The sequence below is a fragment of the Devosia subaequoris genome, from assembly GCF_014197055.1.
GTDB lineage: Bacteria > Pseudomonadota > Alphaproteobacteria > Rhizobiales > Devosiaceae > Devosia > Devosia subaequoris.
In genome coordinates, this window is sequence record NZ_JACIEW010000002.1 from 1 (window position 1) to 17,995 (window position 17,995).

Below are 17,995 nucleotides of genomic sequence, written 5' to 3' on the forward strand. Positions count from 1 at the left end.
GCGCCGCAGCAGATATCGCGATCGGTGACGATCCCCACTGGCTCTCCCATATCATTGACAACCGGTACGGACCCAACCGATTTCTCTGCCATGATTTGCGCTGCATCCCGAATGGTATCGGCGCGGCCGCAGCAGGCTGGGCTGCGGCTCATGATTTCTTGAACTTGCATCGCTGTTCTCCTTAGGTTTGGACACCAAACGTCTGATTTTTCGGCTGGTTCCGAAGACGGGGAGGGTCAGGAATTCTGCGATAAGATCAAAGACTAAATCTTTATCGATTATCGGCACGGGCAAGACCCTTGGGCTAAAAGTCGTGGCCGAAGGCGTCGAGACCAAGGCGCATGCCGATCTGCTGCGCCGGTTGGGTCGCGATTATCTCCAGGGTTATGCGTTTGCCAGGCCCATGTCGGCAGAGAGCCTGCAATCCTGGTTGCGGGAGAGAGACTGTCAGGGCAACCAAGACAAATTCTACAAGAAGACTTGAGAAAGTGGAGCACACTTCATGCAGATCATCAAACTGACGAGCGCTGTGGCATCGGCTCGCCCTACCGTCTACGTCAATGTCGACCATATCATCTCGTTTTCGGACCAGGCTGGCGGCTGTCAGCTTCGGGTCACGGGCGGCAACAACGTTGTCGCGGTCAAGGAAACCGCCGAGACCGTGGCCCGCCTAATCGAACACGCTGCGCGTAGCCAAACCGAATGATGAAGGGGTGTTTTGCGCTCCCAGCACATGGACATAGCTGGTTGCGATTGGAGAGCTTGCAGATCTCCTTATGCGCCGCCCCATCGCATTCGCCCGTGTTGCGGCGCGTTGCCGATCGGCAGGTTATTGAAGCCCCCTGCCCCTTCCCGCCAGGCTCGCAGGTGACCTTTGAGGGGCCGGTTGCGGTTAGTCTGGATTTGGAGAGCGGAGCCTAGATAGCCGACTGCTGGTTAGGATCATGCTGGAGAGTAGCGTCCGCCGGCGCAACTATCATCAGGTTGTCAGCGAGCGAATCGTAGGCCAGCGGCAAGTTGCTACAGCCGCCGATATAGGCGCATTTAAGCGCACGCCGATCCATGTAGACCACCTCGAACACTGACACCGCTCCCCGCGGTGCCGATGAAGAGCGCAATGGGAATCGAGCGCCATATGCCCCCGAACACGGTTGAACGGGCGCTATAGTTGAACGCGCAAAACGCTGGCGAGCCAATCGAGTGCTTTTTCAGAGATTGGCCGGTCCTCCCATTGCTCAAGCGAAACGGGGGTCGATTTCGCGAGATCTTGTTCGAATATCTGGATTTGCTCACGTGCGAAGTCAGCACCGAACAAATTTAGGTTCGCCTCGTCATTGAGGCGAAACGATCTCTCGTCAAAATTGGCAGAACCAACCGTTGTCCATCGGTCATCCACTATCATCATCTTCGCATGGTACATGGTTGGATCGAACTCGTAGATATTCACTCCAGCCCGCAGCAGATCCCCCCAGAAGTGCCGCGACGCGGACCGAACCACGTCTTTGTTTGTGTGTTTGCCGGGGACCATTATGTCTACCCTCACGCCTCTCTCCCGCGCAGCGAGGAGCTGTCTCAGTGCGATTTCATCTGGCACAAAGTATGCCGTGCCTATGCGGATGTTGTTCTGGGCGGCGGAAATCGCAGTCATGAGCATGAGATGCATAACGTTGCGTGCACCCGTCGTCGAATACACCAACTGGGCTAGTTGCCCATCGTCGCTGGTATCAAGTTCCGGGAAATAGGCCGGCCCCTGCAAAGTGTGTCCAGAAGCCTCCACCCAGTTAAAGACAAACGCCCCTTGCATAGCGGCAACTATCGGACCCTCGACGCGGTAGTGGAGCTCGCGAAACTCGTCCGGGTTTCGAGCATCTCCCAGCCATTTGTCGGCGATGCCGACACCGCCGATGAAGCCTATCCGGCCATCCACAACAAGCAGCTTTCGGTGGGTACGGGAATTCAGCCGATCTATGGTGTACCAGTGAACAGGCCGGAAGCGCTCGACGACAACACCTGCTGCCGTCATGAGCTCGATAAGCTCGGGACGCATCGGCACACTACCCTGCCAATCCAATAGGACATTGACCTCTACGCCCGCCGCCGCGCGCTCGGCCAGTGCCTCCGCGAAACGAGCACCGATGGCCCCGCTCCAATAGACGTAGGTTTCTAGATTGATTGACGCTTCCGCGTTGGCGATCGCGTCCAACATCGCTGGGAAGATCTCGGCGCCGTTCTGCAAGGTGAGGACCTCGTTGCCTGCAGAGTATTGACCCGAGTGAATGCCGAGCATGGAGCGCACAAAATCGGCGTTGCTCGTCGTGCTGAGCGTGGCGGGAACCGGCCCTGTCAGTTCATGGGGCTCGGGGGTTAAGATGACGACAAGAAGCGTTCCTATGGCCCCGATTACCGCGGCCAAGGTGATGGCGAAAGTGCGTTTGGAGAAGAGTGTCACACGGCCTCCGGTCGGTTTGCGCTGGCAAAGGGTCAGCGGCCGCAATGTGTCGTACCTAATTCGTCACGGCGCCCCGGAACCACACTAGACGGCCAGAGCTTACGGCAACCTTACACAACGTGTGATCTAAATATCATCGCGGAATCAGTTAGTTACAAGAAACCTCTCGTAGGGTCGCGCGTTCGTTGTCACGACAATGATTGGAGAGCGAACATGCCCATAGAACGAGAAACAATAGTGGAACGTCCTGCGAGGACCGACACGGTAGTCGTCGGTGGCGGGAGTCCGTTTGGCATAATCGGCGGCATAATCGCCGCCATCCTCGCAGTATTTTTGATCATCTGGCTGGTAAATGGCGGAATTTCCGGCAACGGCGGCTCCGTCAATGTCGATCTGCCTGAAGTCACAGTGACCGAATAGCCCTTCAACCCCGAATTACGAGCTGGTCTCCTGAGGGCTCAGCAAAGGAGATTATCATGAACAAGCTTTTTACCCAGACAACTGCCGCTGTACTGGTCACAACTGCCATGATGGGCGCGGCACTTGCGCAGACCGCGGCGGCAACCGCGACGACAGAGCTCAACATCCGCTCTGGTCCGGGACCGCAGTTCGAAGCGGTCGGCTTTATCGCCTCGGGGGATAGTGTGACGGTTGAAGGGTGCCTGGACGCCAGTAAATGGTGCCGTGTTTCGTATAACGGTGTTACCGGTTGGTCCTACTCAGACTATTTGACAGCTGACCGCTCCGGCGCCGTCGTAGTGATGACGGATAGCTATGCCGACGTCGGCATCGAGACCGTTACCTATACCGACAGCGGATCTGCAGCGGGCGGCGCTGTCACTGGGGCCGGGAGTGGCGCGATTGTGGGCGCTCTGGTCGGCGGCCCCATAGGCGCAGCCGTTGGCGCCACTGTGGGCGCCGCAACAGGCGCGACTGCAGGGGCTATCATTGATCCCCCCGAAACCGTCCGCACCTATGTTGCATCCAATCCTGTGGACACCGTCTATCTGGAAGGCGAAGTGGTTGTCGGCGCAACCGTCCCAGAGAGTGTGACCCTCAGCGTAGTGCCAGACTACGACTACCGATACGTGTACATTAACGGCCAGCGTGCACTGGTAGACCCGGGCACCCGGCAGATCGTATACGTCATCCGCTGAGAAGACTGTGGCCTGGCACTAGCTAAGTGGTGCCCTCGATATAGCCATGGTATGGCGGCGCCACCTTGACCTCAGTGGCGTCGCCCATCCGTAATTGGCGCATGTTCAGCTGCCCGTTTAGCCCCGGCCGTCTTAAAGTTTTAAGATCAGAGATATCAGCGCGGTTCGTAAGCTGAATGTCAGCTGAGATAGGATATGCTGGCTCCATGTTTGTGCGCGCCAACTTCCTCTTTTATGCGGTACTGGCATCGATCGTACCGAGTTTTGGCCAAGGACTGAGCGTGGACATTCCGCTCAAGCTCCAGGCGACCGAGGATGCGGTTGGGGCCGCTCCAACAAGCCCGGCCGTCCCCTTAAACCCTTCTCACGCGCCTTCGTCCGCCAGCGATCACGTCCCAAGTACTGGCAGGTCGCAGACAAAGGAAGAGCCTCACCCTGACGCAGCACCACAATCACGGCGCATTTTGTCGGCCGATGACGTGCTTGAGGCCCTTCGAAATCACAATGCTTTGCCGCTTGTAAGTTTTGCCCGGCGTGTCGAACAGCAGCAAGCCGGCCAGATCATCGATGCTGCTCTCCTCAAGATTGGCTCCGCTTTCGTGTATGAATTAAAGGTAATCGATGGCAATGGACAGGTGAACGTGTACCATTACAATGCCCGGACCGGCGCCTATATCGGGAGGCGATAATTGCGCATTCTCCTGGCTGAAGACGACGACCATGTCGCAGCGGCTCTCATAGCGACCTTGGAAAAATCAGGGTTCTACGTCGAGCATGAAAGCGATGGTGAGGCGGTTCTTTATCGTGGAGAGACAGAGGCCTTTGACGCGGTCCTGCTCGACCTAGGACTTCCGCAAATGGACGGACTTTCGGTATTGCGGCGTTGGAGACGGTCGGGACGCACAATGCCTGTGCTCATCCTGACGGCGCGCGGACAGTGGGAAGAACGGGTCGAAGGTATCGAAGCGGGCGCTGACGACTACGTGGTCAAGCCGTTCCACATCATGGAAGTCGTGGCGCGGCTCCGGGCACTCATTCGAAGAGCAGGCGGGCTGGCCTCATCTCGCACCAAACTGGGGCCGTACGAAGTAGATTTACGTTCACAGCAGATCTCTAAAGACGGTGTGCCATTGGATCTCACGCCACAGGAATATCGGCTCATCTCTTACCTGCTGCACAATCGCGGGCGCGTCTTATCTCAGCTTGAAATTACCGAGCATCTTTACCGTCAGGATTATGAACTGGGATCAAACGCTGTCGAAGTACTGGTCGCCAGGGTGCGCAAGCGGCTTGGACAGGACGTCATCACAACCCGGCGAGGCTTTGGCTACACATTAGGCGACGGGTTTTGAATTCCCGGTCCATTCGACTTCGGCTGCTGGGCCTGGCCACACTGTGGGTGGGCGTCTCACTGGCCGCCACGGCTGTTATACTCCACACCATATTCGTCGCGAGTGTTGAACGGGATATTGTAGAAGACCTTTCGGCAAATCTGAATCGCCTCATCGCCTTGATGGACGTGGAGCCGCCCGACATCAACTTCGCTGCCTCGCTGCCTGATCCTCGCTACGAAACGCCTTTAGGAGGGCGGTATTGGCAAGTTCAGGGAAATTGGCCGAATGGCTTGGCCCGTTCGCGATCCCTGTGGGACATGATCATACCGTTGGAAGGTCTCAATGATGGTCTGCATCATTTGGATGGTAGTTCAGAAGAGCACTTCATCTTTCTCGTCCGGACTATCTGGGTGAAAGATCAATCCATTCGAGTTGCCGTGGGAGAAGATCACACTGCGGTGCACTCAACGGGCGCTCAGTTTTCCGGCGGCGTGACGATCCTGCTTGCCTTGCTGGGCGCACTGATGCTCGCCTTCGGTTGGTTGTTGATACATTTTGGCCTCTTACCTCTTGATCGTCTTCGCAGCGCTATCGACGACATTCGGCAAGGTAGACGTAGCCGTCTCGAGCCACATCTGGCAGTTGAGGTCCAGCCCCTGGTCAACGAGATAAATGCGCTCCTGGGTGAGAGAGAAGAGACACTGGAGAAGGCACGGCAGCGGGCTTCCGATCTCGCGCACGGACTGAAAACGCCCTTGGCTGCTCTTCAGGGGGTCACCCATCAACTGCGAGAACAAGGCCAGAGCGCGGAGGCAGATGCAATTGACGATGTGGTTATGGAGGCTTCAAAGCACATCGACTATCATCTAAGGCTCTCGGTCCTTCGAGCCCGGCGGGGTAGTCAGCGCGAGAGTGTCTCCATCACGAACGCCGTGGTCAGAACAATAGCCGTTCTGAAAAAGACAGGAAGAGGAGAACACCTCTTCTGGATGGCCGAGCTTGTTGAGAATGTGCAGGTCAATGTCCACCGTCAGGATCTCCTGGAGCTTATTGGTGTAATCCTCGAAAACGCTGCAAAATGGGCAAAGGAGCGGGTTGTCGTCCGTGCCAGCTGTCAATCGGAATACGCGCATTTGCAGATTGCAGATGACGGTCCAGGGATAGACGACAGCTTGCTTGCTGAAATCGGACAGCGGGGGCGCCGTTTGGACGAAAGCAAGCCAGGTAGTGGGCTGGGACTCGCCATTGCCTCTGAAATCGTGGCCCAGAATGGGGGCCGGCTATCATTTGCTCGGGCGTCTGAAGGCGGGTTGGAGGTGCTGATTATCTTGCCTCTGGCACGCTAGACATATCCTGCCGGGCCCGCCTTGTATCTGACGATTGACCAGACTGCGGGAACAGCAGCAAGCAGCTTGCCGCGCTGCCGAAAACGAAAAAAAATCCAAAAAGCAGAAGCGATGTCATTTGCCGGACCCCATAAAGCCGAAATCATGCCTGCTCAGTCAATGGGTGCCCAGACAAGCAGTTCCTTTAAGTGGTTGAAAATTTGATTATTTTTTCTTGTCAGGGCACGTCAGCGTTTTGTCAGGTGTTGGGTCCTACAAGGATGCTCCTGAGAGATTCAATTCGATGAACTATCCCGACAGTCAAGGAGAACCCGTGGACCACCTAAAGTCACTGTTTGACCGTGCGCTCGATGCGGTGGTGGGCATGGATAGCTCTGGCGCTGTCATTGCCTGGAATACCGCGGCCCAAGAGATGTTTGGTTGGTCTGAGCGGGAAGCCTTAGGCGCCTTGATGGCGGACCTCATTGTCCCAAATCAGCATAGGCAAGCCCACGCGCAGGGTCTGGAGCACTACAATCGGACGGGCCACGGTCCGGTGCTGGAACAGAAAATTAGGATCACTGCGACCAGGCGCACCGGCGCCGAGTTTCCTGTCGAACTCTCAATTTTTGCGGTTCACGACCAAGGTCAACCCGCGGTCTTCTATGCCTTTATTCGCAGTCTGGAACTGGAGGCGGCATTCCATCGAAGTCAGGACCTACGGGCATCAGAGGCGACCTTGCTTCTGAACCTTGGGCTCAAACTCATCGATGATACCCCGTTCGATGATTTCGCCCGCTATGCGCTCGAACAGGTTTGCAAGTTGGCCGGGTTGGATGCCGCACACGTCTTCTTGAAACGCGCCGACATTAGCGCTGAGTCACTTGCATCTGCAGGCATATGGTACCTGCAAAACGAAAGGTATCGTCCTGTCGTGGACGTGACCTCAAGGATGACCTTCGGGCGCGGCGAGGGCTTGCCTGGTCTGGCCTGGCAATCGGGAGAGCTTCAGGTTCTCAGCGACATCGTTCGAAATCCCAAATTTCTACGCAGGCAGGTCTTTTCCGAGGTTGGGCTGACACGCGCGGTGTCATTGCCGGTCATTGAGGGCGGCGAGCTGCGCGCCGTTTTGGAGTTTTTCGGCACCAGTGCCTCGCGCCTCGACGACGAAATATTGCAAGTTCTCAAAACAGTGGGAAGCCAGGTCGGCGCGGCAATTCAGAAGAAGAGAGCAGCTGAAACCCGCCAGCTTCTGCATCGGGAAATGGTGCACCGCCTTGGTAACAGCCTGACCGTTCTATCTTCGATCTATCAGATATGCTCGCGACGGGCGGCCTCCAAGGATGAATTGGATCAATCGTTTCTCAGCCGCATTGCCGCGATGGGGCAGGCCAATCGCATGTCCATCCTCGAGGCAGAACAGGGCGTATTGCTTGATCGCGTCATTGTTGGAGCGCTTGGGGTGTTACCCGCGCAAGACGATATCCTGCTCGACGTTCCGCCGATGATGATCAGAAGCGAAGCCGTCATGCCATTGTCACTGGTGTTCAATGAACTCGCTACGAATGCACTGAAATACGGCAAGGCCGAGCTGGGCGTGCGGGTGTCGATCCAAGGGCGCGTTGTCCAAGACGAGTCCGAGCTTGAGATCGAATGGATCGAGCCGGACAATCGAGTGGTAGAGCCAAAGCCATTCAACGAAGGCTTCGGTAGCCGCCTGTTGCGGACGATGATTGCCGGCCGGTTGGGAGGACGTTACGAGAGATTTCTAGACGCGAACGGATTTCGTTTCGTCATGGTTTTGCCTCTCACGCAGGTCGCCGCGATGCATTGGGAGTCGCTGTAGTTAAGCTAGGGCCACCGACCGGCTGAACACTCCAGGGGTCTAGGCAACGTGTGCCCGATGAACTTTCCCGGCACTCTGACCGTTTTGATGCCAGCAGCACCTTGAGACCCCTTCATGCCCAAGCGCCCACCGAAGCTTTCTATTGTAGTTCCAGCTCCCGAAGCGCCTGCCCCCGTGAATGAATCTGCTGCGGACACTACTGGCCAGCCCTTTGAGACCACCGATCCAGCGAACCAAACTCCTCCGAGTACGAGCCAGGCAGCCGTGGTGCTTTTCCGCGCTGCGCTCCGGGACCTGCGACAGCTCTGGGTGAGCTTACAACCGCATTTCATAAGCGCGGATACAGCCGCGCGCAACGCGGTGACCTCCCTGATCGACAAGGACCATTCAATCCGGAGCGGCAAGGCGCCCGTGACGGCTGAAGGTCAAAATTCCGAACCGGATTCGGAACAGGATAATCCGGACGCCGTGGCCCGCTCCCGCTTGAGCCGGAAAAAGCTGGCGATCGGTGCTGCGGGGCTGTTGGTCACCTTCTTTGTCACCGTTGTTGGGATCATGATCTGGGCCTTGCACGATGTGCCGCTGGACCGGATTGCGGCGGGCCAAATGGGGAGCCAAGTTATTGTTCTTACAACGGTCGACGGCTCACCCCTCATCCAGCAAGGACCGTATCAGGAAATACCGGCTGGCTTGGATGAGTACCCTGATCATGTCGTGGAGGCGGTGATCGCGATCGAGGACCGGCGATTTTACGATCATTGGGGCGTAGACGTGTGGGGCATCGGCCGCGCATTGTCGCGCAACATCTTTGCCGGCGAGGTGCGGGAAGGTGGAAGCACCATCACCCAGCAACTGCTCAAGATCCTCTATCTCGAACCCGACCGAACCGTGCGGCGCAAGGTGCAGGAGGTCTTCCTCTCGTTGTGGCTCGAACGATCACAAAGCAAAGACGAGATCCTCGCTCTATACCTCAATAATATCTATCTTGGCGCCGGTGCCACCGGCATGCCGGCAGCAGCACGCGTCTACTTTGACAAGGGCGTCTCCGAACTGAGCTTGGCAGAAGGCGCCCTCTTGGCAGGGTTAATTGCCTCGCCCTCCGCGCTCAACCCACTCGAAAACCTGGAGGGCGCCCTTGACCGGACTGGGGTGGTCCTAAATGCCATGCAAGCCAGCGGCTATCTCAGCGAAGACGAACTGTTGGAGGCTCAGTTGCATTCCGCGCAATTGCGCCCCCGACGCCCAGACCTCGGCACGGGAACGTGGTTCGCTGACTGGGCGATGGCAGAGGCGCAGGACATAGCCGGGCAGTTTAGCGGCAGTGCTATAGTGACCACTACCTTGTCCCCGGAACTGCAGTCAGTGGCTGAGCAGTCTGTTGCCGCGATCCTTGCGGAACATGCCGCCGGTTCCGGGGCGTCTCAAGCAGCTATGGTTGTGTTGAGCCCCGAAGGCGGCGTTTTGGCGATGGTAGGCGGCGTGGACTACAACGAGAGTCAGTTCAACCGAGCCTTGGCGCCGCGCCAGCCTGGCTCGACGTTCAAGGTATTCCCCTACTATGCAGCCTTGAAGTTAGGCGCTCAGCCCGACACGCAATTAGACGACAGCCCGATCGAGATCGATGGTTGGTCACCAGAAAATATCGATGGCGAGTTTTCTGGCCGCGTCACCGTCGCCGAGTCGTTTGCCCGTTCGCTCAACGTTGCCACGGTGCGCATGGGCATGGAGATCGGTTTGCCTGCTGTAGTGGAGGCCGCACGCGAACTGGGAATAGATGCTCCGCTTCAGGAGACGCCCAGTATGCTGCTCGGCGCCTCGGAGCTGACCCTTCTCGATCTGACCGGTGCTTTCGCCTCGCTTCGAGCCGGTGCAGCGCCAATTCAGCCTTACGCGATCGAAACTTTTCAGGCGCCACGGGGACAGCCCTTCACCATCCGCTCGGGCTCCTCGGCCCTTACAGACCTCAGTCAGGTGCATACCAACATGTTGGGTCTTCTGCAGTTGGTCGTTGAGCGTGGCACCGGTCAGGCCGCCCGTATCGACAGGTTCGCGGCCGGCAAGACAGGCACCAGCCAAGACTATCGAGATGCCTGGTTCATTGGCTTCGACGAGAACTACACGGTTGGCGTCTGGGTCGGTAACGACAACAACTCTCCCATGGAAGAAGTGACCGGAGGAAAACTGCCCGCGCTGATTTGGCAGCATTTCATGACCAGTGCCGTGTCGGCTGAGGGGACTTCTGATGGATCGATAGTGCAGCCCTCGACTGGCGCATCGTCTTCAGCAGACGCGCCGCCACTATGCAACATTCAGGTTTGTTCCCAGAGCTACCGCTCCTTCCGAGCTTCTGATTGTACCTTCCAACCCTATTCCGGTCCGCGGCGCATCTGCGAGAAGTAGCGCACCTTGCCCGGGTGGCACGTTGCGGTTCGAGGCATTTGCCTTGTGTCAAGCAGATGGGACTATAATTAGGTCGCAAACCGGTGCTGAAGCCAAAGCGCGGACGCAAGAAGGCTGAGGCTGGGCAGCTCCTCACGCTATCTGTCCCGTGGATGCTGCCAATGTCGGCCGCATCGGTTGGCCAAGTGCTCTGGACGGGCGGTGGAGCGCATTTGTCGTGCGCTGCTGCAGTATAATATTCGGCAAGCCTACCGCGCGGCGAACTTGCACACAGCCGCGATGAGACTTTCAATGTTATAAGGTTTAGGCAGCCAGCCAACGGGTTCGGCTACCTGAGCACGGGCGACATTTTCGGGGTCCTGGTTGGCGGAGGTAAACAGTGAAGCCAGGCCAAAGCGACGCCTAATCTCGATCGCCGTGTCCACACCATCGCGCGACGAGGCAAGTCGGATATCCATCAGGACCAGATCCGGCCGTTCCCTCTCGGCGATGCTCAACGCCTGCTCGAATGTGGCTGCCACACCCACGACGTCGAACCCTTCGGCCAGCAGCGCCTCCTCGGCGGACAAGGCGATCAGGAATTCATCTTCGACTATGAGAATGCGTTTCGGAGCATTTGAACCGGACCGCGGGGTGGGAGCTTCTGGAGTCATGATGGCACTGTGATCTGGAATCTCGTGCCTTGCCCCTCCAAGGGTTCGATGGTCGCGCCGATCTGTCGCCGCATCCCCTCGACCAGCTTCATCCCCAGCCCGGAGCCTTTCGCTGCTTCAGTTGGAGTCTGTATCCCATATCCATCGTCAGCAATTTGCACGACGATCTCCTCGTCATGGCACACCAATGTGATGTAGATGCTGCCCTCCTCACCCTCGGGGAACGCATATTTGATGGCATTGGTGACCAGCTCGTTGACTATGAGACCTAGAGGCACCGCTCTGTCGAGATCGAGCATGCAATGATCGGCCTCGCAATGGAGCGTGATTGCGGTTCCGGACAGCAGCGATTTTCGGAATTTCTCCGCAAGCGCCTCAAGGTGGGCCCCGAAATCGATACGGCCCACCCCGCCCTCGGGGCCTAGCTGCACCTGCAGATCGCTGATCGCCTGCACACGCTCGATGGTGCTTTCCAGAGCCTGCCTAGAACCTGCATCTGTGAGGCGTGACAGCTGCAGCCGCATCATGCTGGAGATCATCTGCAGATTGTTTTTAACCCGATGGTTCAGTTCCTTCAGCAGCATCTTTTGGTGGTCGAGCGCTGCCTCCCGCTCTTCTTCCCTTCGCTTCCGGTCGGTTGCGTCGAAAAGCGCGCCGATCATCCACTCGGTGCCGTCGGCCAACTGCCTGTAGGAGCCCTGTGAGGCAATCCAACGGATCGCCCCGTCGGGCGCGAGGATCCGATATTCGAGCGGGATGGTTGCCTTTTGTTCTACTCCTGCGAGAAGGCTGTGCCGAATGCGATCAACGTCATCCGGGTGAATGGCCTTCAAGTAGTCTGCGACAGAACGCGTTGCGCTATCCTGAGGAAGGCCAAAGATCGGATTGGTTGCGCCTGAGCCAGTGATGGTCTGATCCTGGGGATCGAATTCCCAGGTACCGATGCCAGCGACCTCCATTCCCATGTGCAGCATTGTCGCCGCACGTTCGCGTTCTCCCTCGCGCCGATGCTGATCCGTCACGTCGAGGATGACACCATCCCAGATCAGGGAGCCGTCGGGACCAGGATGCGGACGAGACAGCGACCTAACCCAGGTCACCTCGCCATTATCGCCTAGAACGCGCCCTTCGAGGTCCAGTGGCGACAGAGAGTCTGCCGCCTTCCTGAACCTGTCCATCATCGCAGGGAGATCCTCGAAGTGAATCAGCCTGGAGACATCCTCCATTGTCCGCATTTCTGCGATCCGCTCCGGCGCAATGTGAAATACGGACCCGTCGACGCCGCTGAAATAGGGATACTCTACTCGTCCGTCTGGATAGGTGATCCGACGGAAGATTATGCCCGGAAAATTTGCTGCTATATCGCTGAGGCGCTGTTCGCTTTCCCGCAGAGCTTCTTCGGTTCTTCGCTGTTCCGTCATATCGAAATTGACACCGATCATCCGCAGCGGCCGGCCTACGCTGTCACGGACGACGCGTCCACGGCCCTGGATCCAGCGTATACCGTCTTGGGGATGAATGATCCGAAACTCGATCGTCAACTGGTCCGCATGCTCGACGAACTCACTTGTTTCCCGATCTGCCCGCTCACGATCTTCGGGATGCAGTCGTTCCAGCCAGGCGGGATAAATATTCTCAGGGGCGGTCTCTGGATCGATCCCATATAGCCGGAACATTTCAGCCGACCAGGAGATCGCGTTCCCGCCGACGTCCCAATCATAGGTTCCCACAGATGCCGCTTCCTGGGCAAGCGCGAGGCGCTCCTGGCTTCGCTGCAATGCAGCCTCGGCCTCCTTGCGTTCAGTAATGTCGACGCAGGCACCGATATATCCGTCGAAGGAACCGTCGCTGGCGATCCTAGGACGGCCGCTATCAAGCATCCAGCGCCATTCCCCGTCGTGACGGCGAAGGCGGTACTCCGCCTGGAATGGCGCGCGGGCCTTTAGCGCATCAGCATAGGCCTCCACGGCACCCAGGTCGTCAGGGTGAATCCCCGACATCCATCCACCACCGGTTTCCTGCTCAAGCGTCCGACCCGTGAACTCAAGCCAGGATCGGTTGAAATGGGTGCCGCTATAGTCAGCGTCTGACAGCCAGATGAGGACAGGTACATCGTCGAAGGTATTGATCATATCTGCCGCTATGTATCTGTCTGTTGCCAGGTGGGAATCGAGATGGTCGTATCGTTTCATGACTGCAACATATAGCGGGCATTATGGGAAGCGAGCCATGCAGGGATCCTGCCGTGTCGACACGATGCACGTCGTTTTCTGAACAAACTCGTAGGTTTCCGTGGGCCTCATGCCGGCGTTCCACACCATCGATTGGCTTGCGCGGTCCTCTGCATCCTGGCGGCCATCCTGGTCTTTCGCATGGCACGTTGTGGACGCTGGGCGCTATCGGCCTCGGCACCGGTCTTCTGCCATAGAACAGCCACCCTCATGGGCGAACGAAGCCGCGCCGAGGTGCCGCACCTCGTCTTTAGCGCGCATTAACCAGACCGGGGCAAACTTCGAACCATGCGGAAATGGCCAATCACATGGCTGACGGCGCTCGTCGCCCTGGTCTTTGCCTCGCTGCTCGCCACGCCGGTCGTGGCTGCGGCAGCGCATTCGCATGTCATTGGGGCCGTTGTCGAAGCCGTGGAATCGCACGGCCACGCCCATGGTGATGTCGGCGCGGATATCCACGACGCCACCGATCATGCCCATGACGTGCCCCATCATCCAAGTGCCCAGACAGTCGCCTTGGTCCATCTTTCGCCCGATTGGCCCGGCGGCGTGGTCTTGAGCATCAAGAGCTCGATCCGGTTCGGCACCGAGAGACCACCTAAAACCTTGCTGTGACCCGCCAGGGGCAAGCCCCTCACGTTCACATGCACGGACCAATTCTATGACCCCCAATCTCCCGCGGGCGATTTGGCCATTCAGGCCGATCGCAACCGCTCTCCTGGTGCTGGCGGCTACCCTCGCCTTGACCGGTCGCCGTTCAGGCGCATGGCGTCGACACGTCCGACGCCGGCTATATCGCCGAAATCACCGGCTGGAACCTGCTGCCCTATGTCTATCTGGGCGCCAAGCACATGATCACCGGCTATGACCACATCCTGTTCCTGCTCGGCGTCATCTTCTTCCTCTATCGGATGGAGCATATCGGCATCTACGTGTCGCTGTTCGCCATCGGGCATTCCACCACAATGCTGCTGGGCGTCTATTTCAACTGGGCCATCAGCTCCTATTTCATCGATGCCATCATCGGGCTTTCGGTGGTGTACAAGGCGCTGGACAATATCGGCGCCTTCCAGCGCTGGCTTGGCTTCCAGCCCAATACCAAGGCGGCGACCCTGATCTTCGGCCTGTTCCATGGCCTGGGTCTCGCGACCAAGGTGCTTGAATACGACATGTCGCCGGATGGACTCCTGCCAAACCTCATCGCTTTCAATGTCGGGGTCGAGATCGGGCAATTGCTGGCTTTGGCCGCCATCCTCATCGTCATGGGTTTCTGGCGGCGCACGCGCTCGTTCTGGAAGCTCGCCTATTCTGCCAACGTCGCCATGATGTGCGCCGGTTTCGTGCTGTTCGGATACCAGCTCGTCGGCCTCATGGTCGTGCCCTAAGGATCACTTCCCATGTACAATACCGACTTTCCCAGCAAAGCGGACCTGCCCACCACGGACCGCCTGATCCGCTCGACCGTCATCGCCGGGGTCAGTGCCCTGGCCATCCTCGTCACCGTCGTGCTGCCCTCCGAATACGGTATCGACCCCACCGGGTTCGGACGGCTGACAGGCCTGACCGCCATGGGGCAGATCAAAATGCAGCTCGCCGAAGAGGCAGCAGCTGGAGAAGCGTTGAGCGCAGCGGCTGCAGCCGGAACAGCCATTCCGAACCCAACGCCTGCACCAGCGACAGACACGCAGCAACTGGCGGCACGGGTCGATGCCCTCGAAAGCCTTATCCTGGAACTGCAGTCGACCCAACCAACAGTGGCAGTGCCGACTGAGGTCGCTCCCGCACCAGCCGAATTGGCCGCGGTTCCTACGCCCGTTGAAGCACCAGAACCCGTTGCCGCGCCGCTCTGGCGCGACGAGGTTACCTTCACCCTCACACCCATGGAGGGGACGGAATATAAGCTGGTCATGCAGGCTGGTGCCGTCGCCACCTATGAGTTCGTCGTCGATGGCGGCGTCATCAACTTCGATGCCCATGGTGAAGGCGAGGGACAGTCCTTGACCTATGAAAAAGGTCGCGGGTTGGCGAGTGACGCCGGTGAACTTATCCCGCCAGTCTCGGGGACGCATGGCTGGTTCTTCCGCAATCGCGGCAGTGACGACGTCGTGGTGACGCTGCGCACAGGCGGCGACTATCAGGAATTACGCAAGCTGATCTAAGGCCAATCTCTGAAGATCACGACATTGACCCATCCCCCCAGGGGGGATAGGCCTTGGTGCATGACCGAACACATCCACGCCTCGCACCCCGATATCGTCAGACGCCTTAAGCGAGCCGATGGGCATCTGAGATCAGTGATCGAGATGATCGAGACCGGCCGCCCCTGTGTCGATATCGCCCAGCAACTGCATGCGGTCGAAAAGGCCATCCAGCAGGCCAAGAAGACGCTGATCCACGATCATCTCGAGCACTGTCTCGATGACGCGATCACCCAGGACGGTTCCGTCGATCGTGCAGCGATTGACGGATTCCGTGAAATCACCCGCTACCTCTGAAGGTTCTCCCGATGCTGGCCGTGCTCGCCAATCGCACCTATCGACACCTGTTCCTGGCCCAGGTCATCGCCTTGATCGGCACGGGACTGGCCACGGTGGCGCTTGGCCTGCTGGCCTTTGATCTCGCGGGCGCCGATGCGGGCGCCGTGCTCGGAACGGCTCTCGCCATCAAGATGATTGCCTATGTGGGCGTGGCGCCCATCGCATCGGCCTTTGCCGAGCGCCTGCCCCGTCGGGCCATGCTGGTGGGGCTCGATCTTGTGCGGGCCGGGGTGGCGGTGCTGCTGCCCTTCGTCACCGAGATCTGGCAGGTCTATGTGTTGATCTTCGTGCTGCAATCGGCCTCCGCCGCCTTCACGCCGACCTTTCAAGCCACCATCCCCGACGTGCTCCCGGACGAAAAGAAATATACAAGAGCCTTGTCGCTTTCGCGCCTCGCCTATGACCTCGAAAGCGTGGCCAGTCCGCTGCTCGCCGCAGCGCTTCTGACGGTCATATCGTTCAACAGCCTCTTTGCCGGAACAGTCATCGGGTTTCTGGCCTCCGCGCTGCTGGTGATTTCGGTGGTCCTGCCCAGTCCGAAACCCGCTGCACCGCGCGGCATTTACGACCGCACCACCCGGGGTATGCGCATTTACCTCAAGACGCCGCGCCTGCGAGGACTTCTGGCGCTGACCTTTGCCGTTTCAGCCGCCGGGGCCATGGTCATCGTCAATACCGTCGTACTGGTGCAATCGTCCTTCGGGCTCGACCAGCAGGCCACCGCCATTGCCCTAGCCGCCTTTGGCGGCGGCTCAATGGTGGCTGCGCTGGCCCTGCCAAAACTGCTGGATCGGTTCGCCGACCGGCCCATCATGCTGGTTGGGGCGGGCCTGCTTGTCGGTACTATGCTGGCGGGCAGTCTCGTCGGCGGCCATGGCGCACTCCTGGCGCTGTGGTTCGTCATCGGCATCGGCTATGCGGCTACCCAGACGCCGACCGGGCGCCTGATCCGCCGCTCATCCCATCCCGAAGATCGCCCGGCCCTGTTCGCCGCCCAGTTTGCGCTCTCCCATGCCACATGGCTCCTCAGCTATCCGCTGGCCGGCTGGCTTGGGGCGACAGCAGGCATGCAGTTTACGTTCATCGCCATGGCCGCAATTGCGACCTTTGGCTTCGTCGCGGCGACGCGGCTCTGGCCGCAGGGTGACCCGGTCGAGATCGAGCACAGCCATGATGACCTGCCCGAAGGTCACCCGCATCTGGCCGGACATGGCCATCGCCATATCCATGCCTTTGTCATCGACGCCGAGCACGCCAGCTGGCCGGGTCGATGACCGATATCCTGGCCTGGCTGGTTGCGCTGCAGGGCGATATCCAGCGGTCCGTTGCCGATCAGATAAGCGCGTTCTCGGCGAGCGGTGACTGGCTTGCCCTGCTTGGAGCAATGCCACTCGCTATTGTGTTCGGCATGGCCCATGCCCTGACGCCGGGACACAACAAGCTGGTTCTCGCAACCTTCGTCCTGGGAGAGCGGCTCGGTCTGCTCAAGGCCCTCGCGACCTCGATGCTGCTCAGCGCCACCCATATCGGCAGCGCCGTCGCCATCGGCTTCGGGGCCAACTGGCTGGTGTCGCGCACTATCACCCAGGCAGGCCGGGCGCCCCTCCTAGAAACAACCAGCCAGGTCTTGCTCGCCGCAATTGCGGTCTGGATGGTCGGGCGCGCCATCTGGCCCGCGCGATCGCATGAGCATCCCGGTCTTTTTGCCGTGGCCGCTGGTTTGGTGCCCTGTCCATTGACACTGTTCACAGTGGTGATGGCGACCTCAATGGGATCTCCGGAGGCCGGCGCGATATTTGCCCTGGCGATGCTGGTGGGGGTGGGGAGCGTGCTGTCGCTGGTCGGCTTGGCCGCGCATGTTGGCGCCGCCAGAATGAGCGGAGTCGTTGGGCGTTTCGAGCTTGCCGGCCGGGTGATACTCGGCCTTGGCGGCACCGTGCTGTTAATGCTGGTTATCACTCCGCATATTCAACGCCTGCTTGAGTAGCGAAGGCGTATCCGTGCGGACGGTATCGACGCGATTGTCCCGCCAGACACCGAACAGAACGAGTGTGTGCGGCGCA

General features: G+C 58.9%; 19 protein-coding genes and 1 pseudogene. 15 read left to right on the plus strand and 5 right to left on the minus strand.

The genetic code is table 11. The features are described 5' to 3' along the window. The coding region (locus tag GGR20_RS19215; protein ID WP_183310080.1) for a CBS domain-containing protein at positions 1-170 on the minus strand (170 nt) is incomplete at its 3' end. Positions 171-187: 17 nt separating this feature from the next. On the opposite strand from GGR20_RS19215, the gene GGR20_RS04610 reads away from it, so the two are divergent. Then, on the plus strand, positions 188-484 hold the full coding sequence (locus GGR20_RS04610) for an EAL domain-containing protein (RefSeq protein ID WP_183310081.1): 297 nt from the start codon (positions 188-190) through the stop codon (positions 482-484). An 18-nt stretch (positions 485-502) separates the two neighbouring features. Continuing rightward, positions 503-706 carry a hypothetical protein gene (locus GGR20_RS04615; protein ID WP_183310082.1) on the plus strand — a complete coding sequence of 68 codons (204 nt, stop codon included), beginning with the start codon at positions 503-505 and terminating at the stop codon, positions 704-706. 211 nt (positions 707-917) lie between these two features. Here the strand turns inward: GGR20_RS04615 and GGR20_RS18630 are convergent. After that, a pseudogene (locus tag GGR20_RS18630) lies at positions 918-1,134 on the minus strand (hypothetical protein); the annotation flags it as partial. 28 nt (positions 1,135-1,162) lie between these two features. Further along, entirely contained in the window at positions 1,163-2,449 is a 1,287-nt protein-coding gene (locus GGR20_RS04620) for a phospholipase D-like domain-containing protein (RefSeq protein WP_183310083.1), read from the minus strand. A 213-nt stretch (positions 2,450-2,662) separates the two neighbouring features. On the opposite strand from GGR20_RS04620, the gene GGR20_RS04625 reads away from it, so the two are divergent. The 7 genes from GGR20_RS04625 to GGR20_RS04655 all read left to right on the plus strand — a co-directional run bounded on the left by GGR20_RS04625 (position 2,663) and on the right by GGR20_RS04655 (position 10,511). Then, complete coding sequence (locus tag GGR20_RS04625; RefSeq protein ID WP_183310084.1) at positions 2,663-2,869, plus strand: hypothetical protein; 207 nt, start codon at positions 2,663-2,665, stop codon at positions 2,867-2,869. Positions 2,870-2,925: 56 nt separating this feature from the next. Beyond that, the gene (locus tag GGR20_RS04630; protein ID WP_183310085.1) at positions 2,926-3,606 is read left to right on the plus strand and encodes a DUF1236 domain-containing protein; all 681 of its coding nucleotides are present in this window, start codon (positions 2,926-2,928) and stop codon (positions 3,604-3,606) included. 206 nt (positions 3,607-3,812) lie between these two features. Further along, the gene (locus GGR20_RS04635) at positions 3,813-4,295 is read left to right on the plus strand and encodes a PepSY domain-containing protein (RefSeq protein WP_183310086.1); all 483 of its coding nucleotides are present in this window, start codon (positions 3,813-3,815) and stop codon (positions 4,293-4,295) included. Beyond that, complete coding sequence (locus GGR20_RS04640) at positions 4,296-4,958, plus strand: response regulator transcription factor (RefSeq protein WP_183310087.1); 663 nt, start codon at positions 4,296-4,298, stop codon at positions 4,956-4,958. Continuing rightward, a complete protein-coding gene (locus GGR20_RS04645; protein WP_183310088.1) occupies positions 4,955-6,286 on the plus strand; it encodes a sensor histidine kinase in 1,332 nt (443 codons plus the stop codon). Before GGR20_RS04640 ends, GGR20_RS04645 begins: the two co-directional genes overlap by 4 nt. Positions 6,287-6,569: 283 nt before the next feature. After that, positions 6,570-8,111: a PAS domain S-box protein gene (locus GGR20_RS04650; RefSeq protein ID WP_183310089.1), complete on the plus strand. Its 1,542-nt coding sequence runs from the start codon at positions 6,570-6,572 to the stop codon at positions 8,109-8,111. Between the two features lie 114 nt (positions 8,112-8,225). Further along, positions 8,226-10,511 carry a PBP1A family penicillin-binding protein gene (locus GGR20_RS04655; RefSeq protein ID WP_183310461.1) on the plus strand — a complete coding sequence of 762 codons (2,286 nt, stop codon included), beginning with the start codon at positions 8,226-8,228 and terminating at the stop codon, positions 10,509-10,511. A 248-nt stretch (positions 10,512-10,759) separates the two neighbouring features. Here GGR20_RS04655 and GGR20_RS04660 read toward each other — a convergent pair whose 3' ends face one another. Then, positions 10,760-11,164: a response regulator gene (locus GGR20_RS04660; protein WP_183310090.1), complete on the minus strand. Its 405-nt coding sequence runs from the start codon at positions 11,162-11,164 to the stop codon at positions 10,760-10,762. Beyond that, positions 11,161-13,356, minus strand: coding sequence for a sensor histidine kinase (locus GGR20_RS04665; protein WP_183310091.1), 2,196 nt, complete (start codon positions 13,354-13,356; stop codon positions 11,161-11,163). The genes GGR20_RS04660 and GGR20_RS04665 overlap by 4 nt, the downstream gene beginning before the upstream one ends. Before the next feature lie 327 nt (positions 13,357-13,683). Here GGR20_RS04665 and GGR20_RS04670 point away from each other — a divergent pair, with 327 nt between their 5' ends. The 6 genes from GGR20_RS04670 (at position 13,684) to GGR20_RS04695 (ending at position 17,919) form a co-directional block, all read left to right on the plus strand. Beyond that, on the plus strand, positions 13,684-14,010 hold the full coding sequence (locus tag GGR20_RS04670; protein ID WP_183310092.1) for a hypothetical protein: 327 nt from the start codon (positions 13,684-13,686) through the stop codon (positions 14,008-14,010). A gap of 179 nt (positions 14,011-14,189) precedes the next feature. After that, positions 14,190-14,780 carry a HupE/UreJ family protein gene (locus GGR20_RS04675; RefSeq protein ID WP_183310462.1) on the plus strand — a complete coding sequence of 197 codons (591 nt, stop codon included), beginning with the start codon at positions 14,190-14,192 and terminating at the stop codon, positions 14,778-14,780. Between the two features lie 12 nt (positions 14,781-14,792). After that, positions 14,793-15,554 (plus strand): hypothetical protein, encoded by a 762-nt coding sequence (locus GGR20_RS04680; protein ID WP_183310093.1) that lies wholly within the window; start codon positions 14,793-14,795, stop codon positions 15,552-15,554. Positions 15,555-15,614: 60 nt separating this feature from the next. Next, positions 15,615-15,890, plus strand: coding sequence for a metal-sensing transcriptional repressor (locus tag GGR20_RS04685; RefSeq protein ID WP_183310094.1), 276 nt, complete (start codon positions 15,615-15,617; stop codon positions 15,888-15,890). Positions 15,891-15,901: 11 nt separating this feature from the next. After that, positions 15,902-17,206, plus strand: coding sequence for an MFS transporter (locus tag GGR20_RS04690; RefSeq protein WP_183310095.1), 1,305 nt, complete (start codon positions 15,902-15,904; stop codon positions 17,204-17,206). Continuing rightward, complete coding sequence (locus tag GGR20_RS04695) at positions 17,203-17,919, plus strand: HoxN/HupN/NixA family nickel/cobalt transporter (RefSeq protein ID WP_183310096.1); 717 nt, start codon at positions 17,203-17,205, stop codon at positions 17,917-17,919. The genes GGR20_RS04690 and GGR20_RS04695 overlap by 4 nt, the downstream gene beginning before the upstream one ends. The last annotated feature ends 76 nt before the right edge of the window (positions 17,920-17,995 follow it).